This is a genomic window from Sinorhizobium mexicanum (assembly GCF_013488225.1).
GTDB lineage: Bacteria > Pseudomonadota > Alphaproteobacteria > Rhizobiales > Rhizobiaceae > Sinorhizobium > Sinorhizobium mexicanum.
Window position 1 is genome coordinate 726,814 of record NZ_CP041238.1, and the last position, 15,531, is coordinate 742,344.

The window sequence follows — 15,531 nt, forward strand, 5'->3', positions numbered from 1 at the left end:
CGATTGACGCAGCGGAAATCCGACGCTTGGACCACGGCCCTGATACTTCGCGCAGCCTTGGTCGATGCTGGCAACGCGTCAATCGGCGCGGCAAACGTTGCCGACAAAAGATCCCAGTTCGCGTGACAGCGGCGCCTGGCCGTGGCATAGGGGCCCCCGCAACCCCCACCAGGCCGTCTTCCCCATGATCCGTATCGATAATATTAGCAAGTCCAACAGCCACCGCATCCTCTACATCGAAGCCTCGGCAGCGTTGAACCGCGGCGAGAAGATCGGTCTCGTCGGCCCGAACGGGGCGGGAAAGACGACGCTCTTTCGGATGATCACCGGCGAGGAACTGCCCGACGAGGGACAGGTCTCGGTCGAGAAGGGCATGACGATCGGCTATTTCGATCAAGACGTCGGCGAGATGGCGGGACGGTCGGCCGTCGCCGAGGTGATGGAAGGGGCAGGACCGGTTAGCGCGGTGGCGGCGGAGCTGCGCGAGCTCGAGGCGGCGATGTCGGATCCGGACCGCCTGGATGAAATGGATGCGATCATCGAACGCTATGGCGAGGTCCAGGCGCGCTACGAGGAGCTTGATGGCTACGCTCTGGAGGGGCGTGCCCGCGAGGTTCTGGCGGGACTGAGCTTCAGCCAGGAGATGATGGACGGCGATGTCGCCACGCTGTCGGGCGGCTGGAAGATGCGCGTGGCGCTCGCCCGCATCCTGCTGATGCGCCCGGACATCATGCTGCTCGACGAACCGAGCAACCACCTCGATCTCGAAAGCCTGATCTGGCTGGAGGATTTCCTGAAGGGCTATGACGGCGCGCTGCTGATGACGTCCCACGACCGCGAGTTCATGAACCGGATCGTCACCAAGATTATCGAGATCGACGGGGGCTCGCTCACGAGCTATTCGGGCGATTATGGCTTCTACGAGGAGCAGCGGGCGCTGAACGAACGGCAACAGCAGGCCCAGTTCGAACGCCAACAGGCCATGCTAGCCAAGGAGATCAAGTTCATCGAGCGCTTCAAGGCCCGCGCCTCGCACGCCTCGCAGGTTCAGAGCCGGGTGAAGAAGCTTGAAAAGATCGACCGCGTCGAGCCGCCGCGCCGCCGCCAGACGGTCGCCTTCGAATTCATGCCGGCGCCGCGCTCGGGCGAAGACGTCGTCAACCTCAAGAATGTCCACAAGGCCTACGGCAGCCGGACGATCTATGGCGGCCTTGACTTCATGGTGCGCCGGCGCGAACGCTGGTGCATCATGGGCATCAACGGCGCCGGCAAGTCGACGCTGCTGAAGCTCGTCACCGGCACCGCCACGCCGGACAAGGGCAGCGTGTCGCTCGGCGCAAGCGTCAAGCTCGGCTATTTCGCCCAGCACTCCATGGATTTGCTCGACGGCGACAGCACCATACTGCAATGGCTGGAGGAACGCTTTCCCAAGGCAGGGCAGGCGCCGCTCCGGGCGCTGGCCGGCTGTTTCGGCTTTTCCGGCGATGACGTCGAGAAGCGGTGCCGGGTGCTCTCCGGCGGCGAGAAGGCGCGGTTGGTGATGGCGGCGATGCTGTTCGACCCGCCGAACTTCCTGGTCCTCGACGAGCCGACCAACCATCTCGACCTCGACACGAAGGAGATGCTGATCAAGGCGCTCTCGGCCTACGAGGGCACCATGCTGTTCGTCTCACACGACCGCCGCTTCCTGTCGGCACTCTCCAACCGGGTGCTGGAGTTGACGCCGGACGGGATCCATCAATATGGCGGTGGTTACATCGAATACGTGGAGCGCACTGGACAGGAAGCGCCGGGGCTGCGCGGGTGATGAGCGGCGCCTCCGTGATCTCCACCGAGGCTGATAAACGCCTGGGTGAATATTGTGACCGGCGCAAATTGTTCGTAGCGGAAGAAACCGGCATCTGTCAGCGCGAAGCGCCTCCCGAAGTTCGGTCTCGTTATCGCGGAAGGGCGGAGCACTTTCGGGATAACGAGCGAACAGAAAGCCTTATAAATGCAAGGTCTTCAGGGATTTCAAGGGGATAGCTGGTGCTGCTAGAGAGATTTGAACTCTCGGCCTCTCCCTTACCAAGGGAGTGCTCTACCCCTGAGCTATAGCAGCATTCCGGCGGCCGGTTTGTGACAAGCCGCATCAAGCGAGGCGCCTATTGCCATAGCTTTGGGGCGAGCGCAAGCCGCATTTCGAAGTTTTTGACCTGATCCATCAGAAATCGCCCTCATGCTTTCGAAGGTCCTGATTTTGCGCTAATGCATGACCATGCAGGACGATGACGACAAGCAGCAGGGGCAGCAGGGGCCGAAGGCGGCAAAGGGTGCCGGGCGCAGCGTGGAGGCGGACGCCAAGCGGTTGCGGCTCGCAAGGAACTTGCGCGACAATCTCCAGCGCCGCAAGCAGCAGATGCGCGCGCGCCGCGCCGGCGCTGCCGACGAGGCATCCGGATTGCCTGCCGCAAAAACGGACGAATCGGACGATTAGACAGAGATGAGGACGATTGTCGTGAATTCTTCCGGGATTCCCGGTTGTCGCCCGCAGGCCCGCATTTCAGGGCACTTCTAATTTCATGGCATCTCCAATAAGAGACGCCTTCAAACAACACTGAATTTATGGAAAGGCGGGCTCGAGCCCGTTCAAGAGGCCTCATGGATCGCATCAGGATTGTAGGCGGCAACGAACTCCACGGGGTCATTCCCATTTCCGGCGCCAAGAATGCGGCCCTGCCGCTGATGATCGCGTCGCTGCTCACCGATGATACGCTGACACTGGAAAACGTTCCGCATCTTGCCGACGTCGAGCAACTGATCCGCATCCTCGGAAACCATGGCGCCGATATTTCCGTCAACGGCCGGCGTGAGCGCCAGGGCGAGAGCTACGCCCGCACGATCCATTTCACGAGCCGCAACATCGTCGACACCACCGCCCCCTATGAACTCGTATCGAAGATGCGTGCCAGCTTCTGGGTCATCGGGCCGCTGCTCGCCCGTGAAGGCAAGGCGCGCGTGTCGCTGCCGGGCGGCTGCGCCATCGGCACGAGACCGGTCGATCTCTTCATCGAGGGGTTGACTGCGCTCGGCGCCAATATCGAGATCGACGGCGGCTACGTCAACGCGACGGCGCCAGCGGGCGGGCTCATCGGCGGGCGCTACGTGTTCCCGAAGGTTTCGGTCGGCGCCACGCATGTGCTGATGATGGCTGCGACGCTCGCCAACGGCACGACGGTGCTCGGCAATGCCGCTCGCGAGCCCGAGGTCGTCGATCTCGCCAAGTGCCTCAACGCCATGGGCGCGAAGATCGCCGGCCAAGGCACGAGCACGATCACCATCGAGGGCGTACGCTCCCTTTCCGGTGCGCGCCATCGCGTGCTGCCAGACCGTATCGAGACCGGCACCTACGCCATGGCCGTTGCGATGACTGGCGGTGACGTCATTCTCGAAGATACTGATGCCGCGCTTCTCGATACGGCGCTCGAAGCGATCCGGCGGGCGGGGGCCGAGATCAGCCAGACTAACAGCGGCATTCGCATCGTTCGCAACGGCGCCGGCATCAAGCCCGTCGATATCGTCACCGATCCTTTCCCGGGCTTCCCGACCGACCTGCAGGCCCAGTTCATGGGGTTGATGACCAAGTCGAGCGGTGTTTCCCACATCACGGAAACGATCTTCGAAAACCGTTTCATGCATGTACAGGAGCTGGCGCGGCTCGGCGCGAAGATCTCGCTGTCCGGCCAGACTGCGAAGATCGAAGGGGTGAGCCGGTTGAAGGGCGCGCCGGTGATGGCGACCGATCTGCGCGCCTCCGTCTCGCTCGTCATTGCCGGGCTCGCGGCCGAGGGCGAAACCATGGTTTCACGCGTCTACCATCTCGATCGCGGCTTCGAGCGCCTGGAAGAGAAACTTACCCGCTGCGGTGCGCATGTGGAGCGTGTCAGCGATTAAGTTCCCGGAGGAACGGGCTTATCCAGATTGCAAGATGGGCCGTTGCGAGGAAAACAGAAGCGGATGCGCGCGGAAAACCACTTCCCGCGCGTTTTCGTCGCGTCAGCTTTTGAAACGGCGCAAGTCCGGACGGAAAACGGCTACACACTTTTCGTGGACTTGCTGTAATGCGCGTGGAACCGTTGCGGTTTCGGGCGCGACGCCTTATGTCCATTGCTATTGCGGCGCAAAAATACGGGCGCCTGATAACGGGATGGATCGCATGGATGCTCTGAAGCTGCTGGCACTCGACGAGGAAGACCTTGGCGTCGTTTCCGCGCATGTGCAGGACGCAGTCTTCAAGGTGGCGGGCATTTCCTATGACGCCCGCCGTGGTCAGCTTTCCGTGGTCGTCAACCGGTTCGTCTGGGAAAATGCCGAAGGCAAGCGCCGCGGTTTCGAGCGGCGTCGGGCCGTGCTTTCGTTCAAGCGTGTGGTCGCCGTACGTTCGCTCGGTTTCGACCGTGGGGACGCGGACGCGGTTCTCGACCTCCTGGCTCTGCGCTTCTCGGTCAAGGACGAAGGACCGGAAGGTACGGTCGAACTGGTGCTCGCCGGCGAGGCATCGATCATGCTCGATGTAGAATGTATCGAGGTACAGCTTGCCGATACGGGCGGGGCGTGGGAAACCGCCTTCAGACCCCGGCATCCCGAAGGCGCCTGAGCAGCGGACCGGTCATCACCAGAAGGAAATCTCGCATTGGCAATCAGGCTGAACTATCTCGACAGCGGCTTCGAACAGGCATTTGCCGCGTTTTTGACAACCAAGCGGGAAGTTTCGGAAGACGTCAATGCCGCCGTGCGCGCCATCATCGACGATGTACGCGTGCGCGGCGATGCGGCGTTGGCCGACTATTCGGCTCGCTTTGACGGCATTGACTTCGCCAAGACCGCGATGGCTGTCAGCGCGGCCGAGATCGATGCGGCGATCGACGCGGTCGCGCCCGAAGTTCTCGGCGCCTTGAAGGTTGCTGCAACCCGGATCGAGGCGCATCACCGCCGGCAGTTGCCGAAGGACGATATCTACGAAGACGCGATGGGCGTCGGGCTCGGCTCGCGCTGGACTGCGATCGACGCGGTCGGGCTCTACGTGCCGGGCGGCACGGCAAGTTATCCGAGTTCGGTTCTCATGAATGCGCTGCCTGCCAAGGTTGCCGGCGTTCCGCGTATCGTCATGGTCGTGCCCGCAAGCGGCGGCGCGATCAACCCCGCAGTTCTTGCGGCGGCGCGTCTCGCCGGTGTCGAGGAAATCTACCGCGTCGGCGGCGCCCAGGCGGTCGCCGCACTCGCCTATGGCACCGCGACGATCGCGCCGGTGGCCAAGATCGTCGGCCCGGGCAACGCCTACGTCGCGGCCGCCAAGCGACAGGTTTTCGGAACCGTCGGCATCGACATGATCGCCGGTCCGTCGGAGGTGCTGGTGATCGCAGACGGCGGAAACGATGCCGACTGGATCGCCGCCGACCTTCTGGCGCAGGCCGAGCATGACGCCGGCGCGCAGGCGATCCTCATCACCGATGATGCAGCCTTCGGGGACGCGGTGGAAGCAGCGGTCGAACGGCAGTTGAAAACGTTGCCGCGTGCCGAAACGGCAGCCGCAAGCTGGCGCGATTTCGGCGCCATCATCCATGTTCCGGATCTCGAAAAGGCGGTGCCGCTCGCCAACCGCATCGCCGCCGAGCACCTGGAACTGGCGATGGCGGATGCGGATGCGATGGTTCCGAAGATCCGCAATGCCGGTGCCATCTTCATTGGCCGCCACACGCCGGAGGTTATCGGCGACTATGTCGGCGGCTCCAACCATGTGCTGCCCACGGCGCGCTCGGCACGCTTCTCGTCCGGCCTCGGCGTGCTCGATTACATGAAGCGGACCTCGATCCTGCGTCTCGGTGCGGATCAGCTGCGCGCGCTCGGTCCCGCCGCCATCGCGCTCGCACGGTCCGAAGGCCTTGAGGCCCATGCCCGCTCCGTCGCCATTCGCCTCAATCTCGGGGACGAGGGATGAAGGCCGATCGCAATCTGCGCCTCTGCGATGTCGTGCTGGACGAAACGATCGGCCGCTCGACCCCGGATGTGGAGCACGAACGCGCGGTTGCGATCTTCGACCTGCTCGAGGAAAATCTCTTCGAGCCCGTGGGGCACCCCGGTGGCCCCTATCGGCTGAACCTGTCGCTGGTTGACTCGAAGCTCGTCTTCGCGATTTCGACGGATAGCGGAGAGGATGTCGCCACGCACATCCTTTCGCTGACGCCCTTCCGGCGGATCGTGAAGGATTATTTCATGATCTGCGAAAGCTATTACGCCGCGATCCGATCGGCGACGCCGAGCCAGATCGAGGCGATCGACATGGGCCGCCGCGGTATTCACAACGAGGGCTCGCAGACGCTGATGGATCGCCTGTCCGGCAAGATCAGGCTGGACTTCGACACAGCGCGGCGGCTCTTCACGCTGGTCTGTGTGCTCTATTGGCGTGGTTGACGGGGGCGATATGACCGGTACCGCCTTACCGCAATTGAAGACGCCCCGTTCGGTTCTCTTCATGTGCGGCATGAATGCGATCCGCTCGCCGATGGCCGAAGCGCTCGCCAAGGCAACCCTGCCGAAGGGGACTTACGTCGCATCCGCCGGCGTGCGGCATGGCGAGCGGGATCCCTTCGTCGATGTGGTTCTCGCCGAGATCGGGCTGACGATCGACCGCCATCAGCCGCGTACGCTCGATGAGCTCGAGGACGATTACTTCGACATCATCGTGACGCTCGCGCCGGAGGCTCATCACGTGGCGCTTGAATTGACCCGGTCCATGGCCGTCGATGTCGTCTATTGGCCGACACCGGATCCGACGGTTGCGACGGGGACGCGGGAGCAGATCGTCGCGGCCTATCGCTCCGTCCGCGATCATTTGGCGACGCTGATCCGCAGCCGGTTGGCTGTCGAGCACGCGCGCCGCAAGGAGGCCTGATCCTCAAAAAAGCAGTGCCGTTCCGTGCAAGGGCAAACGGCATTGATATCGATCGAGCAGGCATGGCGTACAATTGCTGAAAAAGCCGGATCAAAGCGGTTCACAAATCCTCCCCGATTGTGTAGTTTCCGGCAACTTTTTCTGGGATGCGTGGCGCATCCCGGAATGAACACGAGAAAGAACAATCCTGCATGGCGAAAGAAGAAGTCCTCGAATTTCCGGGCGTGGTCACCGAATTGCTTCCCAACGCGACCTTCCGCGTGAAGCTTGAAAACGAGCATGAGATTATCGCTCATACGGCCGGCCGTATGCGCAAGAATCGCATCCGCGTTCTCGCCGGCGACAAGGTGCTCGTCGAGATGACCCCCTACGATCTGACGAAGGGCCGCATCACCTACCGCTTCAAGTAGGTCCCGGCGACGGCAGCGCTTACCAACCGGGAAACAACGGCTCGCTTCGATGGCAGTGAACCAAAAACTGATACTGGCGTCCGGGTCGCCGCGTCGTGTGGAGCTTCTGGCGCAGGCGGGCATCGAACCTGCGCGCCTGCTGCCGATGGATCTCGACGAGACTCCCAAGCGTGCGGAGCATCCCCGCTCTCTGGCACGGCGCCTGTCGGCCGAGAAGGCGAAAGCGGCGCTGGCCGCGATCAAGGGAGAGCCGGGCTGGGACGGCAGCTACATTCTCGCAGCCGATACCGTCGTCTGCGTCGGCCGCCGTATTCTGCCGAAGCCGGAACTGGTGAGCGAGGCGTCGAGCGCGTTGCACCTTCTGTCCGGCCGTAGCCATCGCGTCTACACCGGCATTTGCCTCGTCACCCCGGACCGCACCATCCGTCAGAAGGTCATCGACACCAAGGTGCGGTTCAAGCGCCTTTCCGGCCACGACATCGAAAGCTACCTGGCCTCGGGCCAGTGGCGCGGCAAGGCGGGTGGCTATGCCATCCAGGGCATTGCCGGGAGTTTTGTCGTCAAGCTCGTCGGTTCCTACACCAATGTGGTAGGCTTGCCGCTCTACGAAACCGTCAATCTTCTCATCGGTGAAGGATATGACGTGCACAATCGTTGGCTGGAAGGCTGAAGAAAATTGAGCAGCGAAAGCAAGAAGAGCGGTTCGAATGTCGAACCCCTGCGCGCGACGCGGCCCTGCCCGGAATGTGGCCGCCCGTCCGCGCGCGAGCATTATCCATTCTGTTCCGCGCGCTGCCGCAACGTCGACCTCAATCGCTGGCTCTCCGGATCTTATGCCATTCCGGTAGCCGACGACGAGTCGAAGGCGGACGACGAGGATCGTTGACGCCTCTCGAGGAGTCCCGCTGGGGCTTCGTTCTCCGCCGCATCTCCCCTGTTCCCGTGCAGTGGCCGGCCGCCGTCGATTTCGGCCCGGGACGCCCGAAATCGTTGCCATCCCGGCGCGATCCTGCTGAATAGCCTTGACTTTTTCGCCTTTTCCACCGCGCACTAAATTCCTTTCAAAAAAGAGTCATTTGGTGCTGGACACGGCCGAACAAGATGTTATAACCCCGCTCGCTTCCGGGGCGAACGAGACCGCTCCGATGGCTCTGAAGAGAGCCGTTGCCGTCAAAGGCAGATGCCCGGATAGCTCAGTTGGTAGAGCAGCGGATTGAAAATCCGCGTGTCGGTGGTTCAAATCCGCCTCCGGGCACCATTACTATCCTCAAACGGTTGGACCTTGGTTCGCGACTTGCTCTCGTGCGGTCGCCCGGCACTTCTTGCCAAGCAGCTCGATCGCCAGCGTCGCCTTCGTCGCGCCGGCATGAGGTAGCATCTGAGGAATTGGCTGAGACGGCGAGCGCTATTACGAGGTGCTCGCGAGCGGGCGCGGCGCGGTCGTTTTGATCCGGGACTCATGCGAGCCGATCGACATTCTGTTGCCGCGCCAATCGGCGCTGCCCGCCAGCCAGCCTCGAACCCATATTATCGGGAGCAAGAGATCGCGCGTGAACATCGCGATGAGCGACCATCGGGAAATATGCCAGTTCTTCCGGTAGGCGAGGGCGAGTTCCGGCAAGTAGCTGGCACCGACGATAAAGCCGGTGATGGCCAATAGGCTGCGACCTGCAACGAAAGCGGCGATCAGCGCCAGCAGAAGTGGCGGCATCACGCCGAGCAGGATTTCCGGCGAGAAGAACTGAGGAAAGGTGACGCGTCGCAACCTCGCCCAACGGCACTGCCGCGCCCAGACCTCGCGAAACGTCCTGGTACCCAGTGGCTGTTCGAACGGCGAGGAAACCAGGCGCACTTTCAAGCCGAGGCTTCTCACAAGTTTCGTTGCTGCCGCATCCTCGGCGATCTGCGAGGCCAGCGCCTGAATGCCGCCGTTGGCATCCAGCATGCCTTTGCGCCAGAGCATGCTCTTGCCCTGCGCAAACCCGAATCCAAGCGCTTCGCCGGCGTATTGCCAGCGCGCCTGGTGGGCGTTGAGGAAAGCACATTCAACCTCCGCCCAAAACCCATGCGGACGTGAGCCAAGCGGGGTCGAGCATACAAGCCCGGTATCCAGCCTCCACGCAGCCATCAGGCGAATGAGGTAGTCGGCCGGCATGAGAACATTCGAGTCGGCGAGAACCACCCATTCATGCGAGGCCGCTTTCCAGCCTTTCACGCAGTTATTGAGCTTGGGATTGGCGCTGATCAGGTCGTCACCAACAAGAATTGTTGCGGGAATGGCCGGGTGGCGCTCACGTGCTTCCTCGACCAATGGGATCACCGCGTCCTCCGCGTCGGCGATGCAGAAGATGACCTCGTAGTCGGGCCAATCCAGGCGAAACGCGCTATTGAGCGTTTCCCGGGAAAATTCCTCGACGCCGCAAAGCGGGATCACGACAGAGACAGGAGGTCGATGCTGCGTCCCGGGCTGAGGGGCCAGACGCGGCCAGATGCGCCGGCCCGCGATCATCAGGGTCAGCACATTGACGGCCAGGAATGCACCGGCGGCGGCGAACAAGTTCAGCATCATCTATCCAGCGACGAGTCGCGGCGCCATTCCGACGGACTCAGGCAGCGGATAAACATCACCGTTAGATGACATGCCTATGACAGCCGATGCCTGGGACCCAGGGGGCGGTTGCCTTGCGGCTTGGCTTTCGGACAGCGATCCGTCGGGCAAGTTTCCGCGCCGTGGAACCAAACCCCGCTACCGGCGTTCTTTCGACGATATCCGGGAGGCGAAGGATGACACATGCTGATATCAGAACGCTCGACCAGTCTCGGGCCAAGCATGTTTGGGACGTGGAGGAATATTGCAGGCGGACGGGCATACATAAAGCCGAGGAAAAGCGCCTAATCAAAGTGCTCGGCAGATATGCATCGAGCCATGAACTGCAGATGAACATCGTTCGGCCTCAAAGTCGTATCCGCTGACCGGTAAAGTCTGAGGCGCATGGGAGCGAGGTTGCGTCTCTGACGAGGCGCGCGGTGCTTTCGCGTAACGACGAACGCTGGAGGAGGCGCGCGTGTGGACAGTTCTGGCTGGCGTGTTTCTCTTTGTCTGCGGCATGCTCTTCATGGCGTGGGAGGCGCTCGGCCGTCGACAGTTGAGCAACCCGTCGACGCCGCCTTCGCACGACGGACGTGGGCGGGACGGACCTGGCCGGGACGGAACCGGACCGACGCTCGAGCCGGAACAGCAGGGCTTGGGCTTTCTCGGCTTCGGGCGGAATTGGCCCGGATTGGCCCTCATGGCAATCGGTGCGGCCTTGTTGCTCTTCGGCTAGAGCCGTCCGAAATGTCCTTCAAAAGCGGTCAAGCAATCAGCGGCTGGAAGCCGGGCGCCGTGCTGCCGCAAGTTGCTTGCGCGCTGCACCGGGGGTTAGCGAAAACGCCTCCCTGAACTTCCGGATGAAGTGAGAGACGTTCTCGAAGCCGGTTTCTAGCGCAATGTCGATCAATGGCTTCTCGGTTGATGCAACGAGCCGCATCGCCGCGTCGAGGCGAAGTTTCAGATAGACCGAAACCGGGGTGGCGCCGAGTTCATTCTGGAACAGGCGTTCGAGTTGCCTGCGCGATATGCCAAGTGCGTTCGCCACGTCATCGATGCCGATGATGTCCTCAAGATGCTGCTCCATCACCATGAGCGCGAGACTGATCCGCTTGTCCTGCACGATGACTGTGCCGAGCGGATTGCGCGTCTGCATTTCGGTGGCGTCTCTGCGGCGTGTGATCTGCATGATTTCGAGCGCGTTGCGCTCGGCTTCCTCGCCGACATGCTTGCGGATCAGGTAGGTGGCGAGGTCGGCGACGCTGCTGCCGCCGGCGCAGGTGATCACATTGCCATCCTCGACAAAGATGCGCTTTGACGTCACCTCGATTGCGGGGAAGCGCGATCGAAATTCATTGTGATGCAGCCAGCTGACGCAGGCGGCACGTCCGTCCAGCACTCCCGCTTCGGCCAGAATGAAGCTTCCCGTGCAGACACCGATGATCGGCACGCCCTCTCGTGCCGCCCGATGGAGATAGTTGATCGTTTCACGGTCGATCGGTTCTTCGACGTTGAGCCGCCCGCCAACGACGGCGATGTAGCTGAACTCGGTCGGTGGGCGAAGCGAGGCCGTAGGCGCCACCTGTATGCCGCAGCTGGACATGACGAAGTTCCTCGTGCTGCCGAGCACCTCCCAATCGCAGTTCACCCGGCCCGACTTGTCCTCGACATCGCTGCCAAGCCTCAAGGCGTCGGCAAACAGGGAAAAGGCGCTGAGCGTGAAGCTCCGCGCGAGAATGAAGCCGACGCGCAGCACCCCGTGCGCGGCGAGATGCCTGTTCGCGGCCGCCTTTTTTCCTATCAGAGTCGTTTCCAATGCGGTGCAATCCATTCCTGCTGGGCGGCAAGCGTCCGTGCGCGGCCCATGAGGAACGCATGATACCAAGCGCAAGACGCTATAGGTAGGCCGCTCGTGCCCCGCAGCCGGCCGAGGCAAGGTGGGCTGTTCCCGAGATGTTGTCGTCTGTGCCGATCTGCACCCTAAGCGGGCTAATCCCCATGTATATGATGATTTATTAACTGATTTGTCAGAAAATTGTCATTGTCCGGCAGGTGCGCCGGCTCGGCTCATCGGACGCATCGTCTCGCCGGTCTGGTTGTTAGGTTCGTTCATCGGGGAATGAGGCTGGGATGTACGAAATGACGGAACACATGATGAAAGTGCTCATGAGCATCATGGCCGCGCTTTCGCTCGGCTCGCTGATGTTCCTTATCGTCGTGCTCTAGGATTTTGAACCTGGAGGTCTTTTCTGCTTTCAATCCACGTGGAAGCAGAACGCTCTAGCCGTGTGGGCAGCAGGACCGGTTCGCGGTCTTGTTTCAGGTGCGATTGTCAGGGGTAAAGAAAGAGCTGGTCCCAGCGTTCCCGCGGCACGAGTTCCCCGATCTTGTATTCAAACGACAGCACGTCGAGATGTTCCGCATTGGTGCGGCACTTGAAGGCGAGCTTGTACCATTCGCCCCCACTTCGAAAGACTGCGCCCGGCGCCTTCATCTTGTCACCTTTGAAGATTGGATCGGCGAAGGTGTAGGCGATGACCTTGTCCGGGCTGTACGACGTCTTGTCCGCGCTGATCCGTTCCATCGCCTCGGTATCGCACCGCTGCTCCAGGCGCGTTTGCGGGTCGAGCTTTTCGAACTGTCGCACCAGAGATTGATCCATCGCGGCTGCCGGATCTGTCATCGACAGGCCGAGGGCGAACGCGCAGGCAAGTGCTTTCATTCTCGGTGTTCTCCTCCGAAAAATGCGGCTCATTTATTCAAGTCGAAGCGCAAGGGTATGCGGGGGACCGGGCGAATCGCTCTCCGCTCGGCGTCCGAGGTTTTCAATTAAGCTCTATGGCTATTCCAAGGCAGAAAACATCACGTTGCCGAAACATCGACCCATTCCGCTCCGGTCAATTCCGCGATGCGCGCCGGGCTGATGTGGACGGCGGCGTTGGTCGCGCCAGCTGCGGGAACGACGACGTCGTAGGCCTTCAAGGACTCGTCGCAATAGACGCTGTGCGGCTTGGCGAGACCGAAAGGGCAGACCCCGCCGACCGGATGGCCCGTTTCCGCCTCTACCTCGTCGAAGCCGAGCATGCGGGCCTTCGTGCCGAAGCGGGCCTTGTACTTCTTGTTGTCGAGCCGGGCGTCACCACGCGTGACGATCAGGATGACGTCGTCTCCGACTTTGAGCGCCAACGTCTTGGCAATTTGCGCCGGCTCGACACCGTGCCCTTTGGCTGCGAGTTCCACGGTGGCGGTGCTTTGTGCAAGTTCGATGACATCGATGTCGGGAGCGTGTTCGGAGAAGAACTGTTTGACGGAAGCAAGGCTCATCGGGGGCGATCTATGCGGAAAACAGGGTTGTCGGGAAAGAATACGAATATGTAGCGGCAAGCCGGGATCGCGGTCGCTGCAGGCGGCGTCAGTGTTTCAATCGTCGTTCGACGCGTCAAGATCTTCAGGGCGCCGGCCTTCCTGTTGCGGCGGGAGATAGCCGTGGCTTGCGAACCAGTTCTCGAGGATTGTCGAAATCGCCTGTTCGCGCGTCAGCGTGCCCCGATGATCGGTGATGAAGGTTTTGAGGGCCGTCTCGATATTTGCGGCGTAGAGTTCGCTCATGGTTGCCTCCGCTTACGGCGCCGCTCGTCCCATCGGACGCGCAAGGTCGCTGTAGCACTTTGAATCGCTGCATATTTTATCCTCAAATCCGCTCCGATTTAAGGAAACATGCCGTAGCTCTTGCAAGAGGCGGTCCGCACTTTCGCGCGGATCGCAATGTTCCTCGACAGACTTACGCTTGTTTGACGATGCGGATCAGCACCAGGAGGATGATCGCGCCGATCGTCGAGTGAATGATCGCGGAAAGGATGCCAGTTCCGAGGCTTATGCCGATTGCCGGAAAGAGGTAGCCGGCGATGAAAGCGCCGACGATGCCGACGACGATGTTGCCGATCAGACCGAAACCGAAGCCGCTGACGATCAGACCGGCAAGCCAGCCGGCAACAGCGCCGACGATCAGGAATACCAGGATGCTTTCAATACCCATGAATCGCTCCTACCCGTTGGATCCATAGGAAAGGATAGATCAGGATTTAAAATCAGATAGAGGGCAATTTTATCGTGCGGCGATTTTGCACCGATTTCCGGCTGCCGCTACCACGCCTCCGGGCGGTCCCCGATGTGGAGCCAGAAGTGACCGCCCTTGGCCGCCAGCGCCGTGCGCCTTTCAGACGCACGAACGTCGCTGTAGGACTTTGAGTTGCTGCATGTTCCGCTGAAACGGTCCCAATTTAAGGGGACATGCAGTTGACTGCTCAGACGATGCCGCCGCCACCGCCGGCGACGGCGGGCCGCTCGCCCGCCACCTTGGCGCGGTAGCCGCTCGCGCGGTAGGTCGCGACCGGCGCGATCGCGCCGTCCCGGTCGAGGCGCGCCATCGCCAGGATCGGTTCGACGTCCGTTCGGAAAGCGGCTTTCAGCGTTTCCGACGCCATCAGCGCATCGTTGCCCTGCTGATAGCCGTTGAGCGCCTTGCGATCGACGAGAAGGGCCTGGGCATATGCGCGGCAGACTTCCATCGCGCTGGTCATCAGGCTCTCGATGGGATCCGTCACGTTGTGACTCTGGTCGAGCATATGCGCGGGATTGAAACCTTCCGCACCGCGCACCTCGGCGTCTACCAGTTCGTTGAACACCAGGAACAGCCGATAGGGATCGATCGATCCGGTATCGAGATCGTCGTCGCCGTATTTGGAGTCGTTGAAATGGAAGCCACCGAGCTTCCTGAACTGGATCAGCCGCGCGACGATCATCTCGATGTTGACGTTCGGTGCGTGATGGCCAAGGTCGACGAGGCAGAAGGCCTTGGGGCCCAGTTCCTGCGCGATCAGGTAGTTCGTTCCCCAGTCCTGCACGACGGTCGAATAGAAGGCGGGCTCGTACATCTTGTGTTCGGTGAAGACGCGCCAGTCGTCCGGAAGTGCGGCATAGATTGCCTTCATCGCATCGAGATAGCGCTCAAACGACTTGGTGAAATTGCTCTGCCCCGGAAAGTTGGAGCCGTCGCCGATCCACACTGTCAGGGCCCTCGACCCCAGCGCCTTGCCGATCTCGATGCATTCGAGATTGTGCTCGACAGCCTGGCGCCGCGTCGCCGCATCGCTATGGGAGAGCGACCCGAACTTGTACGAGTGGGCCTGCCCGGGCGCGTCCGAGAAGGTGTTGGAATTCATCGCATCGAAGCCCAAGCCGAGCGCGCCGCCCTTCTCCTTCAACGCCTGGAGATCGGAAACCTTGTCCCACGGGATATGCAGCGAAACGGTCGGCGTCGCCCGCGTCAACTGATGGATGACGCCGCAGTCTTCGAGCTTGTCGAAGATGTTGCGCGGTTCGCCCAGGCCGGAGAAGCGGGCAAAACGCGTGCCGCCCGTGCCGACCCCCCAGGAGGGAACGGCAACGCCATAGGAGCCGACCTTTTTCTTGATCGCATCGATCTCGATGCCGCGACGGGCAAGCCTTTCGCCGAGGCTGTCGTAGTCTCGGCTGAGCGCGTCCCGGCGGCCTGCATTCTCGGCCTCGACAACGGCCTTGCTGATCATCTCGGTCATGGC

19 protein-coding genes and 2 tRNA genes are annotated in these 15,531 nt (G+C 61.7%); 13 read left to right on the forward strand and 8 right to left on the reverse strand.

The features are described from left to right. The first annotated feature begins 184 nt into the window (after positions 1-184). On the forward strand, positions 185-1,807 hold the full coding sequence (locus tag FKV68_RS03355) for an ABC-F family ATP-binding cassette domain-containing protein (RefSeq protein ID WP_180940133.1): 1,623 nt from the start codon (positions 185-187) through the stop codon (positions 1,805-1,807). Positions 1,808-2,026: 219 nt separating this feature from the next. Here FKV68_RS03355 and FKV68_RS03360 read toward each other — a convergent pair. Beyond that, positions 2,027-2,101 (reverse strand) — tRNA-Thr (locus tag FKV68_RS03360). A 150-nt stretch (positions 2,102-2,251) separates the two neighbouring features. Between FKV68_RS03360 and FKV68_RS03365 the strand changes: the two genes are divergently transcribed. The 10 genes from FKV68_RS03365 (at position 2,252) to FKV68_RS03410 (ending at position 8,599) form a co-directional block, all read left to right on the forward strand. Next, a complete protein-coding gene (locus FKV68_RS03365; protein ID WP_180940134.1) occupies positions 2,252-2,476 on the forward strand; it encodes a hypothetical protein in 225 nt (74 codons plus the stop codon). A 164-nt stretch (positions 2,477-2,640) separates the two neighbouring features. Beyond that, a complete protein-coding gene (gene murA, locus FKV68_RS03370; RefSeq protein WP_180940135.1) occupies positions 2,641-3,933 on the forward strand; it encodes a UDP-N-acetylglucosamine 1-carboxyvinyltransferase in 1,293 nt (430 codons plus the stop codon). Positions 3,934-4,195: 262 nt separating this feature from the next. After that, entirely contained in the window at positions 4,196-4,636 is a 441-nt protein-coding gene (locus FKV68_RS03375) for a DUF2948 family protein (protein ID WP_180940136.1), read from the forward strand. A gap of 36 nt (positions 4,637-4,672) precedes the next feature. Continuing rightward, positions 4,673-5,977, forward strand: a complete 1,305-nt coding sequence (gene hisD, locus FKV68_RS03380) for a histidinol dehydrogenase (protein WP_180940137.1) — start codon at positions 4,673-4,675, stop codon at positions 5,975-5,977. Continuing rightward, entirely contained in the window at positions 5,974-6,450 is a 477-nt protein-coding gene (locus tag FKV68_RS03385; RefSeq protein WP_180940138.1) for a UPF0262 family protein, read from the forward strand. The genes hisD and FKV68_RS03385 overlap by 4 nt, the downstream gene beginning before the upstream one ends. A gap of 10 nt (positions 6,451-6,460) precedes the next feature. Continuing rightward, the gene (locus FKV68_RS03390) at positions 6,461-6,931 is read left to right on the forward strand and encodes an arsenate-mycothiol transferase ArsC (protein WP_180940139.1); all 471 of its coding nucleotides are present in this window, start codon (positions 6,461-6,463) and stop codon (positions 6,929-6,931) included. Between the two features lie 191 nt (positions 6,932-7,122). Beyond that, a complete protein-coding gene (gene infA / locus FKV68_RS03395) occupies positions 7,123-7,341 on the forward strand; it encodes a translation initiation factor IF-1 (protein ID WP_004435948.1) in 219 nt (72 codons plus the stop codon). Between the two features lie 49 nt (positions 7,342-7,390). Further along, entirely contained in the window at positions 7,391-8,011 is a 621-nt protein-coding gene (locus FKV68_RS03400) for a Maf-like protein (protein WP_153438502.1), read from the forward strand. Between the two features lie 6 nt (positions 8,012-8,017). Further along, entirely contained in the window at positions 8,018-8,227 is a 210-nt protein-coding gene (yacG, locus tag FKV68_RS03405) for a DNA gyrase inhibitor YacG (RefSeq protein ID WP_180940140.1), read from the forward strand. Between the two features lie 296 nt (positions 8,228-8,523). After that, positions 8,524-8,599 (forward strand) — tRNA-Phe (locus tag FKV68_RS03410). Positions 8,600-8,749: 150 nt separating this feature from the next. Here the strand turns inward: FKV68_RS03410 and FKV68_RS03415 are convergent. Then, on the reverse strand, positions 8,750-9,907 hold the full coding sequence (locus FKV68_RS03415; protein ID WP_180940141.1) for a ceramide glucosyltransferase: 1,158 nt from the start codon (positions 9,905-9,907) through the stop codon (positions 8,750-8,752). A gap of 218 nt (positions 9,908-10,125) precedes the next feature. Here FKV68_RS03415 and FKV68_RS33605 point away from each other — a divergent pair, with 218 nt between their 5' ends. Together FKV68_RS33605 and FKV68_RS03420 are read left to right on the forward strand one after the other, a co-directional pair. Beyond that, the gene (locus FKV68_RS33605) at positions 10,126-10,314 is read left to right on the forward strand and encodes a hypothetical protein (RefSeq protein ID WP_342454820.1); all 189 of its coding nucleotides are present in this window, start codon (positions 10,126-10,128) and stop codon (positions 10,312-10,314) included. A 92-nt stretch (positions 10,315-10,406) separates the two neighbouring features. Continuing rightward, entirely contained in the window at positions 10,407-10,667 is a 261-nt protein-coding gene (locus FKV68_RS03420; RefSeq protein WP_180940142.1) for a hypothetical protein, read from the forward strand. A 36-nt stretch (positions 10,668-10,703) separates the two neighbouring features. On the opposite strand, the gene FKV68_RS03425 is transcribed toward FKV68_RS03420, so the two are convergent. From FKV68_RS03425 to rhaI, 6 genes are all read right to left on the reverse strand, one after another. Then, a complete protein-coding gene (locus FKV68_RS03425; protein ID WP_245181700.1) occupies positions 10,704-11,747 on the reverse strand; it encodes a GlxA family transcriptional regulator in 1,044 nt (347 codons plus the stop codon). A gap of 516 nt (positions 11,748-12,263) precedes the next feature. Continuing rightward, entirely contained in the window at positions 12,264-12,653 is a 390-nt protein-coding gene (locus FKV68_RS03430; RefSeq protein WP_180940143.1) for a DUF930 domain-containing protein, read from the reverse strand. Positions 12,654-12,793: 140 nt separating this feature from the next. Further along, complete coding sequence (locus tag FKV68_RS03435) at positions 12,794-13,255, reverse strand: YbaK/EbsC family protein (protein WP_180940144.1); 462 nt, start codon at positions 13,253-13,255, stop codon at positions 12,794-12,796. A gap of 96 nt (positions 13,256-13,351) precedes the next feature. Then, on the reverse strand, positions 13,352-13,540 hold the full coding sequence (locus FKV68_RS03440) for a hypothetical protein (protein WP_180940145.1): 189 nt from the start codon (positions 13,538-13,540) through the stop codon (positions 13,352-13,354). Between the two features lie 172 nt (positions 13,541-13,712). Then, positions 13,713-13,967 carry a GlsB/YeaQ/YmgE family stress response membrane protein gene (locus FKV68_RS03445; protein ID WP_153438481.1) on the reverse strand — a complete coding sequence of 85 codons (255 nt, stop codon included), beginning with the start codon at positions 13,965-13,967 and terminating at the stop codon, positions 13,713-13,715. Positions 13,968-14,235: 268 nt separating this feature from the next. Beyond that, positions 14,236-15,528: an L-rhamnose catabolism isomerase gene (rhaI, locus tag FKV68_RS03450; protein ID WP_180940146.1), complete on the reverse strand. Its 1,293-nt coding sequence runs from the start codon at positions 15,526-15,528 to the stop codon at positions 14,236-14,238. Positions 15,529-15,531: the final 3 nt, after the last annotated feature.

Excerpts from the sequence above, each read along its gene's own strand:
- FKV68_RS03355 (WP_180940133.1), top strand. The coding sequence starts at position 185 with ATGATCCGTATCGATAATATTAGCAAGTCCAACAGCCACCGCATCCTC.
- FKV68_RS03365 (WP_180940134.1), top strand. The coding sequence starts at position 2,252 with ATGACCATGCAGGACGATGACGACAAGCAGCAGGGGCAGCAGGGGCCG.
- murA (WP_180940135.1), top strand. The coding sequence starts at position 2,641 with ATGGATCGCATCAGGATTGTAGGCGGCAACGAACTCCACGGGGTCATT.
- FKV68_RS03375 (WP_180940136.1), top strand. The coding sequence starts at position 4,196 with ATGGATGCTCTGAAGCTGCTGGCACTCGACGAGGAAGACCTTGGCGTC.
- FKV68_RS03385 (WP_180940138.1), top strand. The coding sequence starts at position 5,974 with ATGAAGGCCGATCGCAATCTGCGCCTCTGCGATGTCGTGCTGGACGAA.
- FKV68_RS03390 (WP_180940139.1), top strand. The coding sequence starts at position 6,461 with ATGACCGGTACCGCCTTACCGCAATTGAAGACGCCCCGTTCGGTTCTC.
- infA (WP_004435948.1), top strand. The coding sequence starts at position 7,123 with ATGGCGAAAGAAGAAGTCCTCGAATTTCCGGGCGTGGTCACCGAATTG.
- FKV68_RS03400 (WP_153438502.1), top strand. The coding sequence starts at position 7,391 with ATGGCAGTGAACCAAAAACTGATACTGGCGTCCGGGTCGCCGCGTCGT.
- FKV68_RS03415 (WP_180940141.1), bottom strand. The coding sequence starts at position 9,907 with ATGCTGAACTTGTTCGCCGCCGCCGGTGCATTCCTGGCCGTCAATGTG.
- FKV68_RS33605 (WP_342454820.1), top strand. The coding sequence starts at position 10,126 with ATGACACATGCTGATATCAGAACGCTCGACCAGTCTCGGGCCAAGCAT.
- FKV68_RS03430 (WP_180940143.1), bottom strand. The coding sequence starts at position 12,653 with ATGAAAGCACTTGCCTGCGCGTTCGCCCTCGGCCTGTCGATGACAGAT.
- FKV68_RS03435 (WP_180940144.1), bottom strand. The coding sequence starts at position 13,255 with ATGAGCCTTGCTTCCGTCAAACAGTTCTTCTCCGAACACGCTCCCGAC.
- FKV68_RS03440 (WP_180940145.1), bottom strand. The coding sequence starts at position 13,540 with ATGAGCGAACTCTACGCCGCAAATATCGAGACGGCCCTCAAAACCTTC.
- FKV68_RS03445 (WP_153438481.1), bottom strand. The coding sequence starts at position 13,967 with ATGGGTATTGAAAGCATCCTGGTATTCCTGATCGTCGGCGCTGTTGCC.
- rhaI (WP_180940146.1), bottom strand. The coding sequence starts at position 15,528 with ATGACCGAGATGATCAGCAAGGCCGTTGTCGAGGCCGAGAATGCAGGC.